At 71.6% G+C, this 18,761-nt stretch carries 12 protein-coding genes; 7 read left to right on the forward strand and 5 right to left on the reverse strand.

The window, feature by feature from the left end:
* Entirely contained in the window at positions 1–756 is a 756-nt protein-coding gene (locus OG490_RS27650) for a DUF7342 family protein (RefSeq protein WP_330298969.1), read from the reverse strand.
* Positions 753–2,354: a sensor histidine kinase gene (locus tag OG490_RS27655; RefSeq protein WP_330298970.1), complete on the reverse strand. Its 1,602-nt coding sequence runs from the start codon at positions 2,352–2,354 to the stop codon at positions 753–755. Before OG490_RS27655 ends, OG490_RS27650 begins: the two co-directional genes overlap by 4 nt.
* Before the next feature lie 230 nt (positions 2,355–2,584).
* Here OG490_RS27655 and OG490_RS27660 point away from each other — a divergent pair, with 230 nt between their 5' ends.
* Entirely contained in the window at positions 2,585–6,877 is a 4,293-nt protein-coding gene (locus OG490_RS27660) for a discoidin domain-containing protein (protein WP_330298971.1), read from the forward strand.
* Positions 6,878–6,939: 62 nt separating this feature from the next.
* Here OG490_RS27660 and OG490_RS27665 read toward each other — a convergent pair whose 3' ends face one another.
* From OG490_RS27665 to OG490_RS27675, 3 genes are all read right to left on the reverse strand, one after another.
* Complete coding sequence (locus tag OG490_RS27665) at positions 6,940–7,434, reverse strand: cupin domain-containing protein (protein ID WP_330298972.1); 495 nt, start codon at positions 7,432–7,434, stop codon at positions 6,940–6,942.
* Positions 7,435–7,536: 102 nt separating this feature from the next.
* Entirely contained in the window at positions 7,537–7,929 is a 393-nt protein-coding gene (locus OG490_RS27670; protein ID WP_330298973.1) for a DUF4267 domain-containing protein, read from the reverse strand.
* A 71-nt stretch (positions 7,930–8,000) separates the two neighbouring features.
* On the reverse strand, positions 8,001–8,651 hold the full coding sequence (locus OG490_RS27675) for a hemerythrin domain-containing protein (protein WP_330298974.1): 651 nt from the start codon (positions 8,649–8,651) through the stop codon (positions 8,001–8,003).
* Between the two features lie 131 nt (positions 8,652–8,782).
* Between OG490_RS27675 and OG490_RS27680 the strand changes: the two genes are divergently transcribed.
* From OG490_RS27680 to OG490_RS27705, 6 genes are all read left to right on the forward strand, one after another.
* The gene (locus tag OG490_RS27680; RefSeq protein WP_330298975.1) at positions 8,783–12,448 is read left to right on the forward strand and encodes a BTAD domain-containing putative transcriptional regulator; all 3,666 of its coding nucleotides are present in this window, start codon (positions 8,783–8,785) and stop codon (positions 12,446–12,448) included.
* A 44-nt stretch (positions 12,449–12,492) separates the two neighbouring features.
* Positions 12,493–13,512, forward strand: a complete 1,020-nt coding sequence (locus tag OG490_RS27685; protein WP_330298976.1) for a LacI family DNA-binding transcriptional regulator — start codon at positions 12,493–12,495, stop codon at positions 13,510–13,512.
* A gap of 237 nt (positions 13,513–13,749) precedes the next feature.
* Positions 13,750–15,150: an ABC transporter substrate-binding protein gene (locus tag OG490_RS27690; RefSeq protein ID WP_330298977.1), complete on the forward strand. Its 1,401-nt coding sequence runs from the start codon at positions 13,750–13,752 to the stop codon at positions 15,148–15,150.
* A gap of 98 nt (positions 15,151–15,248) precedes the next feature.
* Positions 15,249–16,157 (forward strand): carbohydrate ABC transporter permease, encoded by a 909-nt coding sequence (locus tag OG490_RS27695; RefSeq protein WP_330298978.1) that lies wholly within the window; start codon positions 15,249–15,251, stop codon positions 16,155–16,157.
* A 14-nt stretch (positions 16,158–16,171) separates the two neighbouring features.
* Positions 16,172–17,047: a carbohydrate ABC transporter permease gene (locus tag OG490_RS27700; RefSeq protein WP_330298979.1), complete on the forward strand. Its 876-nt coding sequence runs from the start codon at positions 16,172–16,174 to the stop codon at positions 17,045–17,047.
* 66 nt (positions 17,048–17,113) lie between these two features.
* The gene (locus tag OG490_RS27705) at positions 17,114–18,718 is read left to right on the forward strand and encodes a glycoside hydrolase family 13 protein (RefSeq protein WP_330298980.1); all 1,605 of its coding nucleotides are present in this window, start codon (positions 17,114–17,116) and stop codon (positions 18,716–18,718) included.
* The last annotated feature ends 43 nt before the right edge of the window (positions 18,719–18,761 follow it).

Here is an 18,761-nt window from a genome sequence, read left to right on the forward strand (position 1 = left end):
TCAGTGCGCCCCGCCGGGGTCGGCGGGGCGCCAGGCGTAGCGGTGTTCCGGGCGGCCGGTTTCGCCGTAGCGCAGGGCCAGGGTGACGCGGCCCGTGCGGTCGAGGAGTTTGAGGTAGCGCTGGGCGGTCTGGCGGCTGATGCCCGCCCGGTCGGCGATCTGCTGGGTGGAGAGCGGGCCTTCGGCGGTGAGCAGGATCCGGCGGACCGTGTCGGCGGTGGTGGGGGAGTGCCCCTTGGGGAGGTCGTTCGGGGCGTCGGCGCCGGCCGCGGCGAGGGCGCCGAAGATCCGGTCGACCTCGGCCTGTTCGGCCTCGCCGCCCGTGTCCAGGGTGCGGCGCAGGGCTCCGTAGGCCTCCAGCCGGGTGCGCAGGCCCGCGAACGTGAACGGTTTGACCAGGTACTGGAGGGCGCCGAGGCGCATCGCGGCCTGGACGGTGGCCAGGTCGCGGGCGGCCGTCACCATGATCACGTCGGCGTGGTGGCCGCGTTCGCGCAGCCGCCGGACCAGGTCGAGGCCGTTCTCGTCGGGGAGGTAGTGGTCCAGCAGGATCAGGTCCACGGGGTGGGTGTCGAGGAACGCGAGCGCCTCGGCCGCCGAGTGGGCCTGGGCCGACACGCGGAAGCCGGGAACCTTGGCCACGTACGCCGCGTTGATCCGGGCAACCCGCATGTCGTCGTCGACGACCAATACGGAGATGTCGCCCGACACCCCGCTCGGACTGTCGGCGGGTCCGTTCACCGCGGACCCGTTCATCGCAGGGCCTCCGGGAGTACGACGGAGAATTCCGCCCCTCCGTCCGCTGTCTCGCCGGCCCGGACCGTGCCGCCCTGCCGCTCCGCCAGGCGCCGCACCAGCGCGAGACCGAGCCCGCGCTCACGGTGGGCCCGGGGCTGCTTCGTCGACCAGCCTTCGGTGAAGATCTCCTCGCGGCGCGCCACCGGGACGCCGGGGCCGCTGTCGCGGACCCGCAGGACGGCCGTGCGGCCCTCCGCACGGATGTCGACCTCGACCAGTGGCGCCGGTGAGCCCACCGCCGCGTCGAGGGCGTTGTCGACCAGGTTGCCGACGATGGTGACCAGCCCTCCCGGGTCGACGAGGCGGTCGGGCAGCAGGGCGGAGTCGGCCAGGCGCAGGGGGACGCCGCGTTCGGCCGCGACGGTGGCCTTGCCGACCAGCAGGGCGGCCAGCAGCGGGTCGTGGACCTTCTCGGTGACCTCCTCGGCCGTGCTGCGGTGCACGCCGACGACCTCCGTCACGAACTCCACGGCTTCCTCGTGCAGGCCCAGTTCCAGCAGCCCGAGGAGGGTGTGGAGGCGGTTGGCGTGCTCGTGGTCCTGCGCGCGCAGGGCGTCGATCAGCCCCTTGGTGGAGTCCAGCTCGCGGCCGAGGTTCTCCAGCTCCGTGCGGTCGCGCAGGGTGGCCACGGCTCCGCCGTCCTCGGTGGGCATCCGGTTGGCGACGAGCACCCGGGGGCCCTGGACGGTGACCAGGTCGCGGCCGGTGACCCGGCCGGCGAGGACGTCGGTGGTGCGGCCCGCGCCGAGTACCTCGTCCAGCGCGCGTCCCGCGACGGCTCCGGCGGAGTCGGGGGCGAGGCCCAGCAGCCGTGCGGCCTCGTCGTTGACGAGCCGGACCCGGCCGTCCCGGTCGAGGGCGATCACCCCTTCGCGGATGGAGTGCAGCATGGCCTCGCGCTCGGCGAGCAGGCCCGCGATATCGGAGAAGGCCAGGTCGCGGGTCTGCCGCTGGATCCGGCGGGAGAGCAGGTAGGCGGCGAGCGCACCTGCCGCCAGGGCGCCGCCCGCGTACGCGAGCAGCCCCGGGATGGCGCCGAGAAAGCGGTCGCGGACCCCTGAGTAGTCGATGCCGACGGAGACGGCTCCGACGATCTCGCCGTCGGCGGCGAGCAGCGGCACCTTGCCGCGCGCGGAGCGGCCCAGGGTGCCCTCGTCGATCTCCATGACCTCGCGGCCCGCCAGGGCGTCGCCGGGGTCGGTGGAGACGGGATGCCCGATCCGGTCGGGGCTCGGGTGCGAGCGGCGGATCCCGTTCAGGTCGATGACGACCACGTACTCGGCGCCGGTGGCGCTGCGGATCCGTTCGGCCGAGGCCTGGACGGGGCCGTCCGGTGAGGGCTCCGAGTCGAGGAGGTCGGCGGCGAGCGAAGGGTCGGCCGCCGCGCTCTGGGCGATGGCCAGTGCGCGGCGCATGGCCTGGTCGTCGAGCTGCGCGCTCAGCGGGGCCAGGAAGAGGCCGGTGGCCAGGGCGAGGACCCCGGCGGCGATGGCCAGCTGGGTCAGGAGGATCTGGGAGACGGCCCGTCTGGGCAGCCCGAGGCGCCGAGCGCTCATGTGGAGGAACCGCATGAGTAGGAACGGTAGGGCGGTTCGGGCGTAAGCGGAATTTCCCTCATGCACGCAAATGGCTTGCGTTATTTGCGCCCAGCTTGCGCAAGCGATGACGACATAAAAGTGCGGTCAGAGCGGTAGACGACTCGGCAAAGCTCTGCAACTCTCGCACCGAACGCCGCAAATTCCTATCTCCCATGGTTCAGAAAGTTCATGTCGAGGGACGAGGACATATGAGAAGGCACAACTGGAGATGGCGGACCCTGGCCGCCTTGATCAGCACAGCCCTGTTGATGCTGGGCTGGCCCGCTCTCACCGCCGTGGCCGCCGGCGGACCGAGCATCTCGGCGGGTCGCCCCGCCACGGCGAGCAGCACCAACGGCGGCTACGCCGCCGCCAACGTCACCGACGGCAACCAGTCCACGTACTGGGAGAGCGCCGGCAGCACGTTCCCGCAGTGGGTGCAGACCGACCTCGGAGCCACCACCCGGGTGGACCAGGTGGTGCTCAAGCTCCCCGCCGCCTGGGAGAGCCGCAACCAGACCCTGTCCGTCCAGGGCAGCGCCGACGGCACCAGCTACAGCACCCTGGTCGGCTCGGCCACGTACACCTTCGGCCAGGGCAGCGGGAACGTGGTCACCATCGGCTTCCCCGCCACCCAGACCCGGTACGTCCGGATCGACATCACGGCCAACACCGGCTGGCAGGCCGCCCAGCTCTCCGAGCTCGAAGTCCACGCCCCCGGCGAATCCGGCACCAACCTGGCGCTCGGCAAGACGCTCACCGCGAGCAGCAGCACCCAGGTCTACGTCCCCGGCAACGCCAACGACGGGAACACGGCCAGCTACTGGGAGAGCGTCAACAACGCCATGCCCCAGTGGCTCCAGGCCGACCTCGGCTCCTCCGTCCGCGTGGACCGGGTGGTCCTGAAACTGCCCGAGAACTGGGGCGCCCGCAGCCAGACGCTCAAGATCCAGGGCAGCGCCAACGGCACGGACTACACCGACCTGACCGCGTCGAAGGCGTACGACTTCAACGCCGCCGGTGGCAACGCCGTGACCGTCACCTTCGACGCCGCCACCACCCGCTACGTGCGCGTATGGATATCGCTCAACTCCGTACAGCCCGGCGGACAGCTCTCCGAGCTGGAGATCTACGGCCCCACCACCGGTGACACCCAGGCGCCGACCGCACCGGCCCAGCTCGCCTGCACTGAGCCCGCCACCGGCCAGATCAAGCTCACCTGGAACGCCGCCACCGACAACACCGGTGTCACCGGCTACGACGTCTACGCCAACAACCAGCTGCGCACCAGCGTCGCCGGCGACGTCACCAGCTACACCGACACCCAGCCGGCCTCCGCGAGCGTGACGTACTACGTCCGCGCCAAGGACGCGGCCGGCAACCAGTCGGCGAACAGCAACAGCGTCACCCGCGCCGGGGACACCGGTGACACCCAGGCCCCGACCGCCCCGGGATCCCTGGCCTTCACCGAGCCGGCCTCCGGCCAGATCAAGCTGGCCTGGCAGGCCTCCACCGACAACGTCGGCGTCACCGGCTACGAGGTCTTCGCCAACAACACGCTGCTCACCACGGTCGCGGGCAACCTCACCACGTACACCGACACCCAGCCGGCCACCGCCACCGTGAGCTACTTCGTCCGGGCCAAGGACGCGGCGGGCAACCGCTCCGGCGACAGCAACTCCGTGACCCGCAACGGCAGTGGCGGCGGTGGCGGTTCCAACCTGGCCGTCGGCAAGCCCGTCGAGGGCTCCTCCGTGATCAACACCTTCGTCGCGGAGAACGCCGTCGACAACAGCACCTCCACCTACTGGGAGGGTGCGGCCGGCGCCTACCCGAGCACCCTGACGGTCAAGCTCGGCGCCAACGCCGACGTGGACCGCCTGGTCCTCAAGCTCAACCCGGACAGCAGCTGGGGCACGCGCACCCAGAACATCCAGGTCCTCGGCCGCGAGCAGAGCGCCTCGGGCGTCAGCAGCCTGGTCGCCGCCAAGGACTACGTCTTCAACCCGGCCGCCGGATCCAACACCGTCACCATCCCGGTGACCGCCCGGGTCGCGGACGTGCAGCTGCGCTTCACCTCCAACACCGGCGCCTCCAACGGCCAGATCGCGGAGTTCCAGGTCATCGGCGTCCCGGCGCCCAACCCGGACCTCCAGATCACCGCGCTGAGCGCCACCCCGGCGGCCCCCGTCGAGTCGGACTCCGTCACCCTGTCCGCCACCGTCAAGAACACCGGACCGGCCCCGGCCGGCGCGACCGCCGTCTCCTTCCAGCTCGGCGGCTCGAAGATCGCCACCGCCAACGTGCCCGCGCTGGCCGCCGGCGCCACGGCCACCGTCACCGCCGGGATCGGCCCGCGCGACGCCGGTTCGTATCCGCTGAGCGCGATCGTCGACGAGGCGAACACGGTCGTCGAGCAGAACGACACCAACAACTCATTCACCGGCTCCCCGCTGGTGGTCAAGCCGGTCGACAGCTCGGACCTGGTGGCCTCGGCCGTCAACTGGTCGCCGGGCGCCCCCTCCGCCGGTCAGTCGGTGGGCTTCTCCGTCACCGTCCAGAACCAGGGCACCGTGGCCGCCACCGCGGGCACCCACAACGTCACCCTCACCCTGCAGGACGCCGCCGGCGCCACCGTCCGTACGCTCACAGGCTCCTTCAGCGGCGCGCTCGCGGCCGGTGCCTCCTCGGCCCCGATCGCGCTCGGCAACTGGACCGCGGCCAACGGCAAGTACACCGTCAAGGTGGTCCTCGCCGACGACGCCAACGAACTGCCCGTCAAGCGCGGCAACAACACTTCCACCAAGCCCTTCTTCGTCGGCCGCGGGGCGAACATGCCCTTCGACACCTACGAGGCGGAGGACGGCGTGGTCGGCGGCGGCGCCAGTGTCGTCGGCCCCAACCGCACCATCGGCGACATCGCCGGCGAGGCCTCGGGCCGCAAGGCCGTCAGCCTGGACGCGACCGGCGAGTACGTCGAATTCACCACCCGGGCAGCCACCAACACCCTGGTCACCCGCTTCTCCATCCCGGACGCCCCGGGCGGCGGCGGCATCGACTCCACCATCGACGTCTACGTCAACGGCGTCCTGAAGAAGGCCCTGCCGCTGACCTCGAAGTACTCCTGGCTCTACGGGGCCGAGGCCGGTCCGGGCAACTCCCCGACCGCGGGCGCCCCGCGGCACATCTACGACGAGGCGAACATCCTCCTCGGCGAGACCGTCCCGGCGGGCAGCAAGATCCGCCTCCAGAAGGACGCGGCCAACACCACCACCTACGCCATCGACTTCGTGAGCCTGGAGCAGGCCACCGCCGTCCCCAACCCCGACCCGGCGACGTACACCGTTCCCGCCGGATTCACCCACCAGGACGTGCAGAACGCCCTGGACAAGGTCCGCATGGACACCACGGGCAAGCTCGTGGGCGTCTACCTGCCGCCGGGCGACTACGAGACGGCGAGCAAGTTCCAGGTGTACGGCAAGGCCGTGCAGGTCGTCGGCGCCGGACCGTGGTTCACCCGTTTCCACGCCCCGGCCTCGCAGGACAACACCGACAACGGCTGGCGCGCGGAGGGCACCGCGAAGGGATCCTCCTTCTCCGGCTTCGCCTACTTCGGCAACTACACCTCGCGCATCGACGGTCCCGGCAAGGTCTTCGACTTCTCCAACGTCACCGACATGACCATCGACAACGTCTGGAACGAGCACACGGTGTGCCTGTACTGGGGCGCCAACACCGACCGGATCACCATCAAGAACTCGCGGATCCGCGACACCTTCGCCGACGGCATCAACATGACCAACGGCAGCACGGACAACCTCGTCTCCAACAACGAGGCGCGCTCCACGGGTGACGACAGCTTCGCGCTCTTCTCCGCGATCGACGCGGGCGGCGCGGACATGAAGAACAACGTCTACGAGAACCTGACCACGATCCTGACCTGGCGCGCGGCCGGTGTCGCCGTCTACGGCGGCTTCAACAACACCTTCCGCAACGTCTACATCGCCGACACCCTCGTCTACTCGGGCATCACCATCAGCTCACTGGACTTCGGGTATCCGATGAACGGATTCGGGACCGACCCGACGACCTTCGAGAACATCTCGATCGTCCGGTCCGGAGGCCACTTCTGGGGTTCGCAGACCTTCCCCGGAATCTGGATCTTCTCCGCTTCCAAGGTGTTCCAGGGAATCCGGGTCAACAACGTCGACATCATCGACCCGACGTACAGCGGAATCATGTTCCAGACGCAGTACGTCGGCGGCCAGCCGGTCAATCCCATCAAGGACACCATCCTGAAGGACATCACCATCACCGGGGCCAAGAAGAGCGGCGACGCCTTCGACGCGAAGTCCGGGTTCGGCCTCTGGGCGAACGAGATGCCCGAGGCGGGCCAGGGTCCGGCGGTGGGTGAGGTCACCATCCAGAACCTGAAGATGAACGACAACGCCGTGGACGTGCGCAACACGACCTCGACGTTCAAGATCAACCAGCTGCCGTAGGCGGGTAGCGGAGCAGTGGAACAGCGGAGCGGCGGGGCACCCCTCGGGGGCGCCCCGCCGCTTCATGCGCGGGCCGCGGTCCAGGGCTCGCTGGCAGTGAAGTAGGTGTCGTAGAGCTCCTGCACGTCCAGCAGGGACTCGGGCGGCACCTTGCCGTAGGCGATGCGCTCCAAGTGGCGGAAGTACTCGAACCTCTCGACGCCGGGCGTGATGACGATGAGGATGTCGGCGTTTTCCCCCGGCGCGGCGGCGAAGGCGTGGTCGAGCCCGGGAGGGACGACCACCAGGTCGCCGCGCCCGGCGGTCACCACCTGGTCCCCCGAGAGGAGCTGGGCGGTGCCGTCGAGGAGGTAGAACAACTCGGCGGACCGGGAGTGGTGGTGGGGCGCGGCGCCGTTCGCGCCGTCGAGCAGGGTCACGCGCTGCGTGGACAGGGCGCCGCCGGTGGAACTGCTGTCGGCGAGGAGGCGGATGGTGGTCGGGCCGCCCCCGATGGTCTGGGCGTCGGCGGAGCGCACGATCACGGAGTCGTCGAAGGTCGGGACGATGAGGGACATCGGGTCTTCTCCCGGGTGATGGGTGTCGGGTGAGGGGTGATGGGTGTCGGGTGAGGGGTATCGGGTCGGGGTCTTGGGCCGGGTGCTGCCGGGCCGGCGTGTTCAGGCGCTGGCGGGACGTTCGCGGAGCAGCAGGACGGCGGTCAGCACGACGGCCGCGGCCGTCGAGGCGTGGACCCCGAGGGCGGTGGCGACGGACCCTCCGCTGGTCAGCACGATCACCGCGTCTCCCATCGGCACGAAGGCGATCGCCGCCATGGCCCAGCCCAGGGCCCGCCGGTGCCCGGTCAGCAGGAGCGCCAGGATGACCAGGCCCGGCGCGATGTCCCGTACGCCCTTGACGGCGAGGAAGGCCGTGCCCTCGTGCCGGGGCCAGGTCGGGACGCCGAAGCCGGCGGCGGTGGCCTGCGGGGCGATCAGGTAGCTGAAGCCGACGTAGATGATGAACACGGCGCCGAGGGCCGCCAGGGTGGTGGTGAAGTGCCTGAGCTTCATGACGTGTCTCCTGGTGCGGCGTGAGGTGTGGTGCGTGGCCTGTGGTGTGGGTGTGACGGTTGGTGCGAGGTTCAGGGGGCCGGGCGCGGAGTCCGGCGGACGGCCCGCATCCTGCGGGCGTACCGGGCCCGGCCGATGGCGTACCAGTGCAGTCGGGCCGGCAGCGGGAGACGGGCCAGCAGTGCCCGGCGCTCGGCCCGGTCCGCGTCCTCCAGAGCCGGGCCGGGGCTCACCGCGAGGTGCCGGGCCAGCGCGTCCCACTCGTACGGGGACAGGTGCCGGGCGGCGAGCGGAAGCAGCGCCCGTGCCTCCTCGGCCAGGTGCTCCAGGAGCACGGCGCGGTGCTCGGCCAGCAACGCGGTGAGCCCGTCACGCGCGTCCTCGCCCGCCCCGGCCTCCCAGCCGGGCAGTGCCGACCCGGCCGCCGCGAGGGTCGCGGCCACCCGGTCCTCCCGTTGCGCACTGCGCAGCACGAGGTCGGCATCGAGGTCGAGCCGGGCCAGGAGCGGCGGCCGCAGGTACGCGGCCTGCGCGTCCAGGCAGTCGAGCAGGGAGCGCCGGTAGTCGCCGAAGTGGTTCGACAGCAACCGGGCCCGGACGGTGTCCCCGGGGGCCGTCGCGGCGACCAGGGTGACCAGCAGACGCGCTTCGCGCCGCAGACCGCGGTGGACGGCCACCAGCTCGCCCGCCCCCGGCGCCGCGTTCTTCGTCTCCGTGTTCATGGGAAGAGACTGGCCGCGGGCTCATGGAGGGTTCTTGGAAGGGACTTGGAGCAGCGCGCCGGTCGGTCCGGTCGATTGAATTCCCTTCTGTCGAAGGGATGTTGGGCGATCCGGATTAAGCTGGGCGGCACATGGTGTACATACGCGTCCTCGGGTCCTTCGCCGCCGAGCGCGACGGCGAGCCCGTCCCGCTCGGCGGTCACCGGCAGCGTTCGGTCCTCGCCCTGCTGGTCTCGGCGCGGGGCCGGGTCGTCTCGGTCGACCGGATGATCGAGGAGCTCTGGCAGGGGGCGGCGCCCGCCCGGGCGGTGGCCTCGCTCCAGGCGTACGTGTCCAACCTGCGCAGGCTCCTCGAACCGGGCCGGGCCCCGCGCACCGCCGCCCGGCTGCTCGTGAGCACGCCCCCGGGCTACGCGCTGCGGCTGCCCGGGGACGCGGTGGACGCCTGGCGCTTCGAACAGCTGCTGGGGGAGGCCCGCGAGCTGCTGGCGGGCGGCGGAACCGCAGGTCCGGCCACCGCCCCTGGCCCCGGTCCGGCCACCGTCCGCGCCGCCGGTCCGGACATCGCCACCGTCCGCGCCGCCGATCCCGCCGCGGCCAGGGCCTTGCTCCGGGAGGCGCTGGGGCTGTGGCAGGGGCCGGCGTACGCCGAGAGCGCCGACGAGCCGTGGTCCCACACCGAGATCCTGCGGCTGGACGAACTCCGGCTGGCCGCCCGCGAACTGGACATCGTCGCCGGGCTGCGCGGCCGCGACCCCGCGCGGGTGGTGGCCGATGCCGCGCTGCTCACGCGGGAGGAGCCGTTGCGGGAGGAGGCCTGGCGGCTGCACGCACTGGCGTTGTGGGCAGCGGGGCGCCAGGCCGACGCGCTGGCCGCCCTGCGGCGGGCCCGGACCGTGCTGGCCGACGAGGTCGGACTGGATCCCGGGGCGGCCCTGGTGGAACTGGAGCAGGCGGTCCTGGCCCAGGACGATCGGCTGCTGCGCGAGGCCACGGCCGGGCCGTCGGCGACACCGGACGCGGCGGGGACAGGGGTAGTCGTACCGGCTGTGCGGGCGGCCGAGCGGGCACCGGGCGCGGAACCCGAAGGCGGGGCCGGGCTGTTCGTGGGCCGTGCGGCGGAACTGGCGCTGCTCGCCGAGGCCTCCGGCCGGGCGTTGGCCGCAGGCCCCGCCGTCGCGCTGGTCACGGGCGAAGCGGGCCTGGGCAAGTCCGCGCTGTTGCACCGGCTGGGCGAGCGCCTGCGCCGGGAGGGCTGGCTCGTCGCGCTCGGCCGGGCCGGCGAGGCCGAGGGAGCCCCGCCCGCCTGGGCCTGGGCCGAGGCCCTGCGCACCGTGGCGGCCGCGATCCCGCCCGGACCCGGGGCGGCGGCCGCCCTGACACCCCTGCTGGGCGGCGGCGCGACGGGCGGCGGACCGGCCGGTGGTGGACCGGCGGGTTCCGGCCCGGATGGTTCCGGCCCGGTGGGTGGCGCGGGCCTGCCGCGGGAGGACGTCGCGGCGGGGCGGTTCCGGCTCCACCGGGCCGTGTGGGAGTGGCTCGGGTCGGCGGCCGGGCAACGGCCCGTCGCCGTCGTGCTGGACGATCTGCACGGGGCGGACGCCGAGACGCTCGCCCTGCTCACGGGCGTCGCTGAGCTGCCGGCGGGGACGCCCGTCCTGGTGGTGGGCGCCTACCGGCCCGACGAGGTGGGCGACCGGCTCGCCGACACCCTTGCCGTGCTGGCCCGCAGCTCCCCGGCCCGGATCGCGCTGCACGGTCTGGACGAAGCCGCGGTGGCCGAGGTCGTCCGGGCCGCGGCCGGGCCGGGCGTGGCCCCCGAGACGGTGGCCGCGCTCACCGAACGCACCGGGGGCAACCCGTTCTACGTCCGGGAGAGCGCCCGGCTGCTGGCCGGCGAAGGCGCCCTGGTCGCACTGTCCGACGTACCCGAAGGGGTCCGCGACGTACTGCGCCGACGGCTCGGCCGGCTCCCGGACCCGGTGGTCGCGGTGCTGCGGCTGGCCGCCGTCGCAGGGCGGGAGTCGGAAGTCGAGGTCCTGGTCGGGGCCGCCGACACCGACGAGGACGGGGTCCTGGGCGCACTGGAGGCAGGCCTGCTCACCGGACTGCTCGTCGAACCCGGGCCGGGCCGGATCCGGTTCGCGCACGCCCTCGTCCGCGACACCCTGCTCGCCGACCTCAGCCGGCTGCGCGCCACCCGGATGCACGCCCGGATCGGGGCCGTGCTGGAGCGGCTCGGGCCGGACGAGGTCTCCGCGCTGGCCCACCACTTCGTCCGGGCCGCCTCCTCGGCCACGGCGGTGCGGGCGGTGCGGTACTGCCTGCGGGCCGCCGAACTGGCCGAAGCCCGCTACGCGCACGAGGCGGCCGCGGCGCTGCTGTCCGAGGCGCTGGAGAGCTTCGAGCGGATCCCGGCGGACCGCGGCAGCGGCGCGGACGAGCGGGGCGACGGGGACGGCGGCGGCGAGGCGGGCGGCGGGAGCACCGGCCGGACCACGGACCGGAATGCCGAACGGGCCGACCTGCTGGGCCGGCTGGTACGGGCGCAGGTGCGCGCCGGGGCGGTCGTGGCCGCGCGCGGAACCCGGCGCAGGGCCATCGACCACGCCGTCGGCGCGAACCGCGAAGACCTGCTGATCCGCGCCTTCACGGCCTGGACCGAGCCGACGCCGTGGCAGACACGGCCCTACGGAACGGTCGACCGGCCGGTGGTGGCGCTGCTCGAACGCCTGCTGGCGCGGCCGGACCACGAACCGGCCGTCCGGTGCCGACTGCTGATCGCCTACGCCACCGAGCTCTCCGACGCCCGGCTGCCGGCCGTGCGCGCGGCGGCCCGCGAGGCCGTGGAGCTGGCCGAGGGGCTCGCCCGGCCCGCGCTCCGGGCGGCCGCGCTCGCGGCGCTCGTGCGTGAGCTCGACGCCGATCTGGAATGGCCCGAGCGGGCCACGCTGGGGCGCGAACTGGAGGATCTGGGCACCGCGCACGACCTTCCCGCGCACCGGTGGTACGGGCTCTTCATCCGCTCCACGGCCGCCGCCGCCACGGGGGACGTGGCGGCCGTGCGCCGACTGGTGGGGGAGTACACGGAGTTCGCGCGGACCTACCGGATGCCCGGACCGGCGGTGGTCGGCGAGGGCGTACGCGCCACCCTCGCGCACATCGGGGGCCGTACCGAGGACGCCGAGCGCATGTACGCGGAGGCGGCCGCCGCCATGTCCCGGCAGGGATCACCCCATGCCGCCGGGCATCTGGCGATCGCCACGGCCACGCTCCTGGCGAGCCGGGGACTGATGGGGCGGTCCGTGGCCTGGGCCCGGCAGGTGCACGAGGGCTTCGGCCCCTTGGCCGCCGACCTGCTGGCCGTCGCGCTCGCCGAGGCGGGGGAGGCGGCACAGGCCCGGGAGGTCCTGGCCGAGGCGGGGCCGCTCCCCGCGAACTACCTCTTCAAGGTCCTCGGGACCTTCCGCGCGATGACCCTGGTGGCCCTCGGCGAGAAACAGGGCGCGCGGGAGCTCTACGAGGCCCTGCTGCCCTACGCGGACGCCCCGCCGCCGTCGTCCGGGTTCACCGTGGCGATGCGGCCGGTGGCGTACACCCTCGGCGAGCTCGCCGTCCTGTTGGGAGACGAGTCCGGGGCCGCCTCCCACTTCGCGCGCTCGGAGTCGATCGCGGCCCGCTGGAACAGCCCCTGGGGCCGCCGTGCTCCGGCGCCGCCGACAGCGGCCGTGGCTGATTCGCGCGGGTGGGGCCCAGGGGGTTCCACGCCGGATTCCGATGGGCCAAACTGGCTGTAATCCAACTGCAAGGAACTTGCATTGTTTGCGCTACTCTTGCGCTCATGACGCGACGACTTGCTCAAGTGGCGAAGAAGGTGGGGGTCAGCGAGGCAACGGTCAGCCGGGTGCTCAACGGCAAGCCGGGCGTCTCGGACGCGACCCGCCAGTCCGTGCTCACCGCCCTGGACGTCCTCGGCTACGAGCGCCCCACCCAGCTGCGCGGCGAGCGCGCCCGGCTGGTCGGCCTGGTCCTGCCCGAGCTCCAGAACCCCATCTTCCCGGCGTTCGCCGAGGTCATCGGCGGTGCGCTGGCCCAGCAGGGGCTGACCCCGGTGCTCTGCACGCAGACCACCGGCGGGGTCTCCGAAGCCGACTACGTCGAGCTCCTGCTCCAGCAGCAGGTCTCCGGCGTGGTCTTCGCCGGCGGGCTCTTCGCGCAGGCCGACGCCCCGCACGAGCACTACCGGCTGCTGCACGACCGCAAGGTCCCGGTGGTGCTCATCAACGCCTCGATAGAGGACCTCGGCTTCCCGTGCGTGTCCTGCGACGACGCCGTCGCGGTCGAACAGGCCTGGCGCCACTTGGCCTCCCTGGGCCACGAACGCATCGGCCTGGTGCTGGGCCCGCCCGACCACATCCCCTCCCTGCGCAAGCTCGTGGCCGCCCAGGCGGTCGCCGCCGCGGCCGGTACCGAGCTGCCCGCCGAGCACGTGGAGAGGGCGCTGTTCTCGCTGGAGGGGGGCCATGCGGCCACCTCCCGGCTGCTGGACCGCGGGGTGACCGGCATCATCTGCGCGAGCGACCCGCTGGCCCTCGGGGCCATCCGGGCGGCCCGCCGCCGGGGGCTGGACGTCCCCGGCGAGGTCTCCGTCGTCGGGTACGACGACTCGGCGTTCATGAACTGCACCGAGCCCCCGCTGACCACCGTCCGGCAGCCGATCGAGGCCATGGGCCGGGCCGCCGTGGAACTGCTCACCGCGCAGATCCAGGGCGCCGCCGTGCAGCCGGGCGAGCTGCTCTTCGAGCCCGAACTGGTGGTGCGCGGCTCCACGGGACAGGTTCCGCGCCGCCGTCCCGCGTAGGGCTCCGGCCGGCTCCACCCCTCACCCCGCCGCTTGAGCACAGGGCTCCGCAACGTCTTGATGACGTTTCGGAGCCCTGTTTTGCGTTCTCTGCCCGACCTGTCCGGCGTCTCGCTGCCAATCTCTTGCGAAATCTGCGCGAGATATTGCGTTCATCTGTGGGTGGTGGTTGAGTGTGCCGCGCTCGCCCCCACACTCGCCCCCAGCCTCCTGCTTGATGCTCGAAGGGGACCACCGATGAGAACCAACATCCGCCGCAACACCGCGGCCGCCCTTGTCTCGGCGCTCGCCGTCACGGCCCTCGCGGCCTGCGGTACGAGCAGCAGCGGTGACGCCGACAAGAACCAGCCGTCCGGCGGTTCCAGCGACGCCTCCGCCCCGCTCGACCCGAAGACCAAGGTCACCATCTCCATCGACTGCATGCCGCCCGCGGCGAAGGCGGCCGAGCTCAAGGAGTGGAAGGAGGACGTGGCGGAGTTCAACAAGACCTACCCGAACGTCACGATCGAGGGCCGCTCCACCCCCGGCCAGTGCCTGGAGCCCCCGCGCTTCACCGCGATGCTCAAGGCCAAGTCCCAGCCGGACGTGTTCTACGCCTACTTCACCGACCTCCAGCAGGTGCTGGACAACGACGGCGCCGAGGACATCTCGGCCTACGCGACCTCCAAGTCGGTGCCCGGCCTGGACGACATCGACAAGAACGTCGCGAGCGTCCTCAAGCGTGACGGCAAGGTCTACGGCCTGCCCACCAGCAACTACACGATGGGCCTGCTGATCAACCGCAAGCTCTTCCAGCAGGCGGGCCTCAACCCCGACCAGCCCCCGCGCACCTGGGACGAGGTCCGCGCGGCCGCCAAGAAGATCGCGGCCCTCGGCAACGGCACCGCCGGCTACGGCGACTACAGCGTCGAGAACACGGGCGGCTGGCACTACACGGCGGCCATGTACGGAATGGGCGGCGACATCGTCGGCGCCGACGGCAAGGCGGCCTTCAACAACCCCACGGGCAAGCAGATCGCCGACAACCTGCACGCCATGCGCTGGGACGACGACAGCATGGGCAAGACCCAGCTGCTCAAGTGGGGTGACCTGCAGAAGCAGATGGCCTCGGACAAGCTCGGCATGTTCCTGGCCGCGCCCGACGACATCACGTACATGGTCCAGCAGCTCGGCGCCAAGTACGAGAACTTCGGTATGGGCCCGCTCCCCGGCGGCGCCGCCACGCTGGCCGGCGGCAACGGCTACATGGTCAAGAAGGGCAGCTCGCCCGACAAGGTCAAGGCCGCGATCGCCTGGCTGAACTTCAAGTTCCTCACCGTCGGCAAGGGCCAGTTCCAGTACGACCGCTCCAAGACCGACGGCCTGCCGGTCGGCCTTCCGCAGCCCGCGTTCTTCACCGGGGCCAGCAAGGCCAAGGACGACGAGCTCAAGGCCGCCAGCGCCACCATGCCGGTGGTCAACTTCAAGACCTTCCTGGACAACCCGATCGCCGGCAAGGCCGAGCCGAAGAAGGCCCAGGAGGTCTACAAGGTCCTCGACAAGGTGATGTCGGGTGTCCTGACGAACAAGGACGCGGACTCGGCGCAGCTCCTCGCGGAAGCCGAGAAGGCGGTCAACCAGGTGCTGGCCAACCAGTAGCGGCCCGGCCGGGGGAGGTCCGGGCGGCCTCCCCGGCCCGGACCCGCCCGCCCGTACTTGCGTTTCGACGGCGACGACCCACCTAGGAGCGAGCGGCGATGTCGGCTCCCACCCTGCCCGGTACCTCCCGCGAGGAATTCGTCCGGGCGTTCAAGCGGAACATCACGGCCCACGGCTTTCTGATCGGCGCCGTCCTCTGCTTCTCCTTCTTCTCCTGGTACCCCATGGTCCGGGAGTTCCTGCTGGCCTTCCAGAAGACCGAGGGCGGATCCGTCCGCTGGGTCGGTTGGGACAACTTCCGCTACGTCTTCAACGACCCGGCCTTCTGGCAGGCCTGGCGCAACACGCTCCTGTTCACCGGACTCGCGCTGGTCCTCGGCTTCGTCGTCCCGTTCGTGGTCTCGATCGTGCTCAACGAATTCCGCCACGCACAGGGCTATTTGCGGCTGCTGGTCTACCTCCCGGTGATGATGCCGCCGGTGGCCTCGATCCTGCTCTTCAAGTACTTCTACGACCCCGGTTACGGCATCTTCAACAGGGTCCTGGAATTCCTGCACCTGCCTGCGCAGGACTGGCTGCAGTCCACCGACACCGCGATGCTGTCCGTCGTCATCGCTTCCACGTGGATGAACATGGGCGGCGCGACCCTGATCTACCTGGCGGCCCTCCAGGGAATCCCCGGCGAGCTGTACGAGGCCGCCGAGCTCGACGGGGCCGGCGTACTGCGCAAGATCTGGCACGTCACCATCCCGCAGACCAAGCTCATCCTGTCGCTGATGCTGCTGATGCAGATCATCGCGACGATGCAGGTCTTCGTGGAACCGTTCATGCTGACCGGCGGCGCCGGCCCCGAGGGCTCGACCACCACCGTCGTCATCCTCATCTACCAGTACGCCTTCAGCTTCAACCAGTACGGCGGCGCCGCGGCCCTGGGCCTGTGCCTGCTCGTCCTGCTCGCCGGCTTCTCCGCCGTGTACGTCCGGCTGAGCCGCGACAACGAGAACTGACGGGAGCACCTGACATGGCAGAGCGCACGCTGATATCGCCGGCCCAACTCGGCCGCACCCGAGGCAAGATCGCCTATTGGTCCGTCCTCGCCCTGGTCGTCGTCGGCTTCACCGTCGTCTTCCTCGGGCCCCTCTACTGGATGGTCGCCAACGGGCTCAAGAGCACCCGGGAGTTCACCCAGGTGCCGCCGACCCTGGTGCCGGACTCCCTGCACACCGAGAACTACTCGGCGGCATGGAAGGTCATGGACCTCGCCAAGCTGCTGTTCAACACCCTCTACTACGCCTTCGGCGCCCTGGCCTTCCAGCTCGTCCTCGACGTCTCCGCGGCCTACTCGCTGTCCAAGCTCCGGCCGGTCTTCGGCAAGGCCGTCCTCGCGATGATGCTGGCCACCTTGATGATCCCGGCCACCGTGCTCGTCGTGCCGCAGTACCTCACGGTCCTGGACATGCCGCTCATCCAGCGGAACCTGCTGAACACGCCCTGGGTGATCTGGCTCCCCTCCGTCACCAACGCGTTCAACATCTTCCTGCTGAAGCGATTCTTCGACTCCATTCCCGGCGAGATCCTCGATGCCGCCGCCATCGACGGAGCCTCCGCCCTGCGCACCCTGCGCTCCGTGGTCCTGCCGATGTCCCGGCCCATCCTCGGAGTCGTGTCGATCTTCGCGATCGTCGGAGTCTGGAAAGACTTCCTCTGGCCCATGCTCACCCTCTCCGACCCGGCCCTGCAGACGCTCAACGTCGGCATCTACTCACTGTCCAGGGGAGTCCCGGAGAACCATCTCGTCGCAGCACTCGCGATGGCCTCCGCACCCACGCTCATCATCTTCCTGATCTTCCAGCGCAACATCATGAGCGGCCTGACGGCAGGCTCCCTCAAGGGGTGAGAACCCCGCTCCGCCGCCGCGCCCGGCCGCCACCTGTCTAAAGGACCGCCGTGAAAGGACCCCTCCGTGGCTGACTTTCCCCTGCCCGAAAACGCCGCCGACTGGTGGCGCTCGGCCGCCATCTACCAGGTGTACGTACGCAGCTTCGCCGACGGCGACGGGGACGGCACCGGTGACCTCGTGGGCGTCCGGGCCCGCCTCCCCTACCTCGCCGAACTGGGAGTGGACGCCCTCTGGTTCACCCCCTGGTACCTCTCCCCGCTGGCCGACGGCGGCTACGACGTCGCCGACTACCGCTCCATCGACCCCGCCTTCGGTACCCTCGCCGAGGCCGAGAAGCTCATTGCCGAAGCCCGTGAGCTGGGCATCCGCACCATTGTCGACATCGTCCCGAACCACGTGTCCGACCAGCACGCCTGGTTCAGGGCCGCCCTCGCCGCCGGCCCCGGCAGCCCCGAACGCGAGCTCTTCCACTTCCGCCCCGGCCGCGGCGCGCACGGGGAACTGCCGCCCGGCGACTGGCCCTCGCAGTTCAACGGCGCCGCCACCTGGACGCGGGTACCGGACGGGGAGTGGTACCTGCACCTGTTCACCCCCGAGCAGCCCGACCTGAACTGGGACCACCCCGCCGTCCGACGGGAACACGAGGAAGTCCTGCGGTTCTGGTTCGAGCGCGGAGTGTCCGGCGTACGGATCGACTCCGCAGCCCTGCTCGCCAAGGACCCCGCCCTGCCCGACCTGGCGGGCCGCTCGCCCGAACCCTGGCCCGGCGAGGTCCACCCCTACATCGACCGCGACGACCTGCACACCATCTACCGCTCGTGGCGCGCCATCGCCGACGAGTACGGGGCCGTCTTCGTCGGCGAGGTCTGGCTGCCGGACTCCGAGAGGTTCGCCCGCTACCTGCGCCCCGACGAGCTGCACACCGCCTTCAACTTCTCCTTCCTCAGCTGCCCCTGGGACGCCGGAAGGCTGCGCACCTCCATCGAGGAGACCCTCGCCGAACACGCCCCCGTCGGCGCCCCGGCCACCTGGGTGCTGTGCAACCACGACGTGACCCGTACGGTCACCCGCTACGGGCGCGCCGAGACCGGGTTCGGCTTCGCTGCCAAAGCCTTCGGGACCCCCACCGACCTGGAGCTGGGCACCCGGCGGGCCCGCGCCGCCGCACTGCTCTCGCTCGCGCTGCCCGGCGCGGTGTACCTCTACCAGGGCGAGGAACTGGGCCTGCCGGAGGCCGACATCCCGCTCGACCGCATCCAGGACCCGATGCACTTCCGCTCCGGAGGCACCGACCCGGGCCGCGACGGGTGCCGGGTTCCGCTGCCCTGGACCGCCGAGCCGTGGAACGACCCCTGGCTGCCCCAGCCCGCGCACTGGACGGCGTACGCCGCGGACCGCCAGGACGGCGACCCCGACTCGATGCTCACCCTCTACCGGACGGCCCTGTGGTTGCGCCGCGCCGCCCGCGGCTTCGGCGGCGGATCGCTGGAGTGGCTGCACGCGCCGCCCGGGGTGCTGGCCTTCTGCCGCCCCGACGGGCTGGTCTGCGTGGCCAACCTGTCGCCGGAGCCGGTCCCGCTGCCGGCCCACACCGAACTCCTGCTGAGCAGTTCCGCCCTGGACGGCGGGCTGCTCGCGCAGGACACGGCGGTCTGGCTGCGGACCTGACGCCGCCGCCAGACCGCCGGAACCACCGCTGGGCCGTCCGGTC

It is taken from the genome of Streptomyces sp. NBC_00503, assembly GCF_036346895.1.
In the GTDB taxonomy this organism is placed as follows: Bacteria; Actinomycetota; Actinomycetes; order Streptomycetales; family Streptomycetaceae; genus Streptomyces.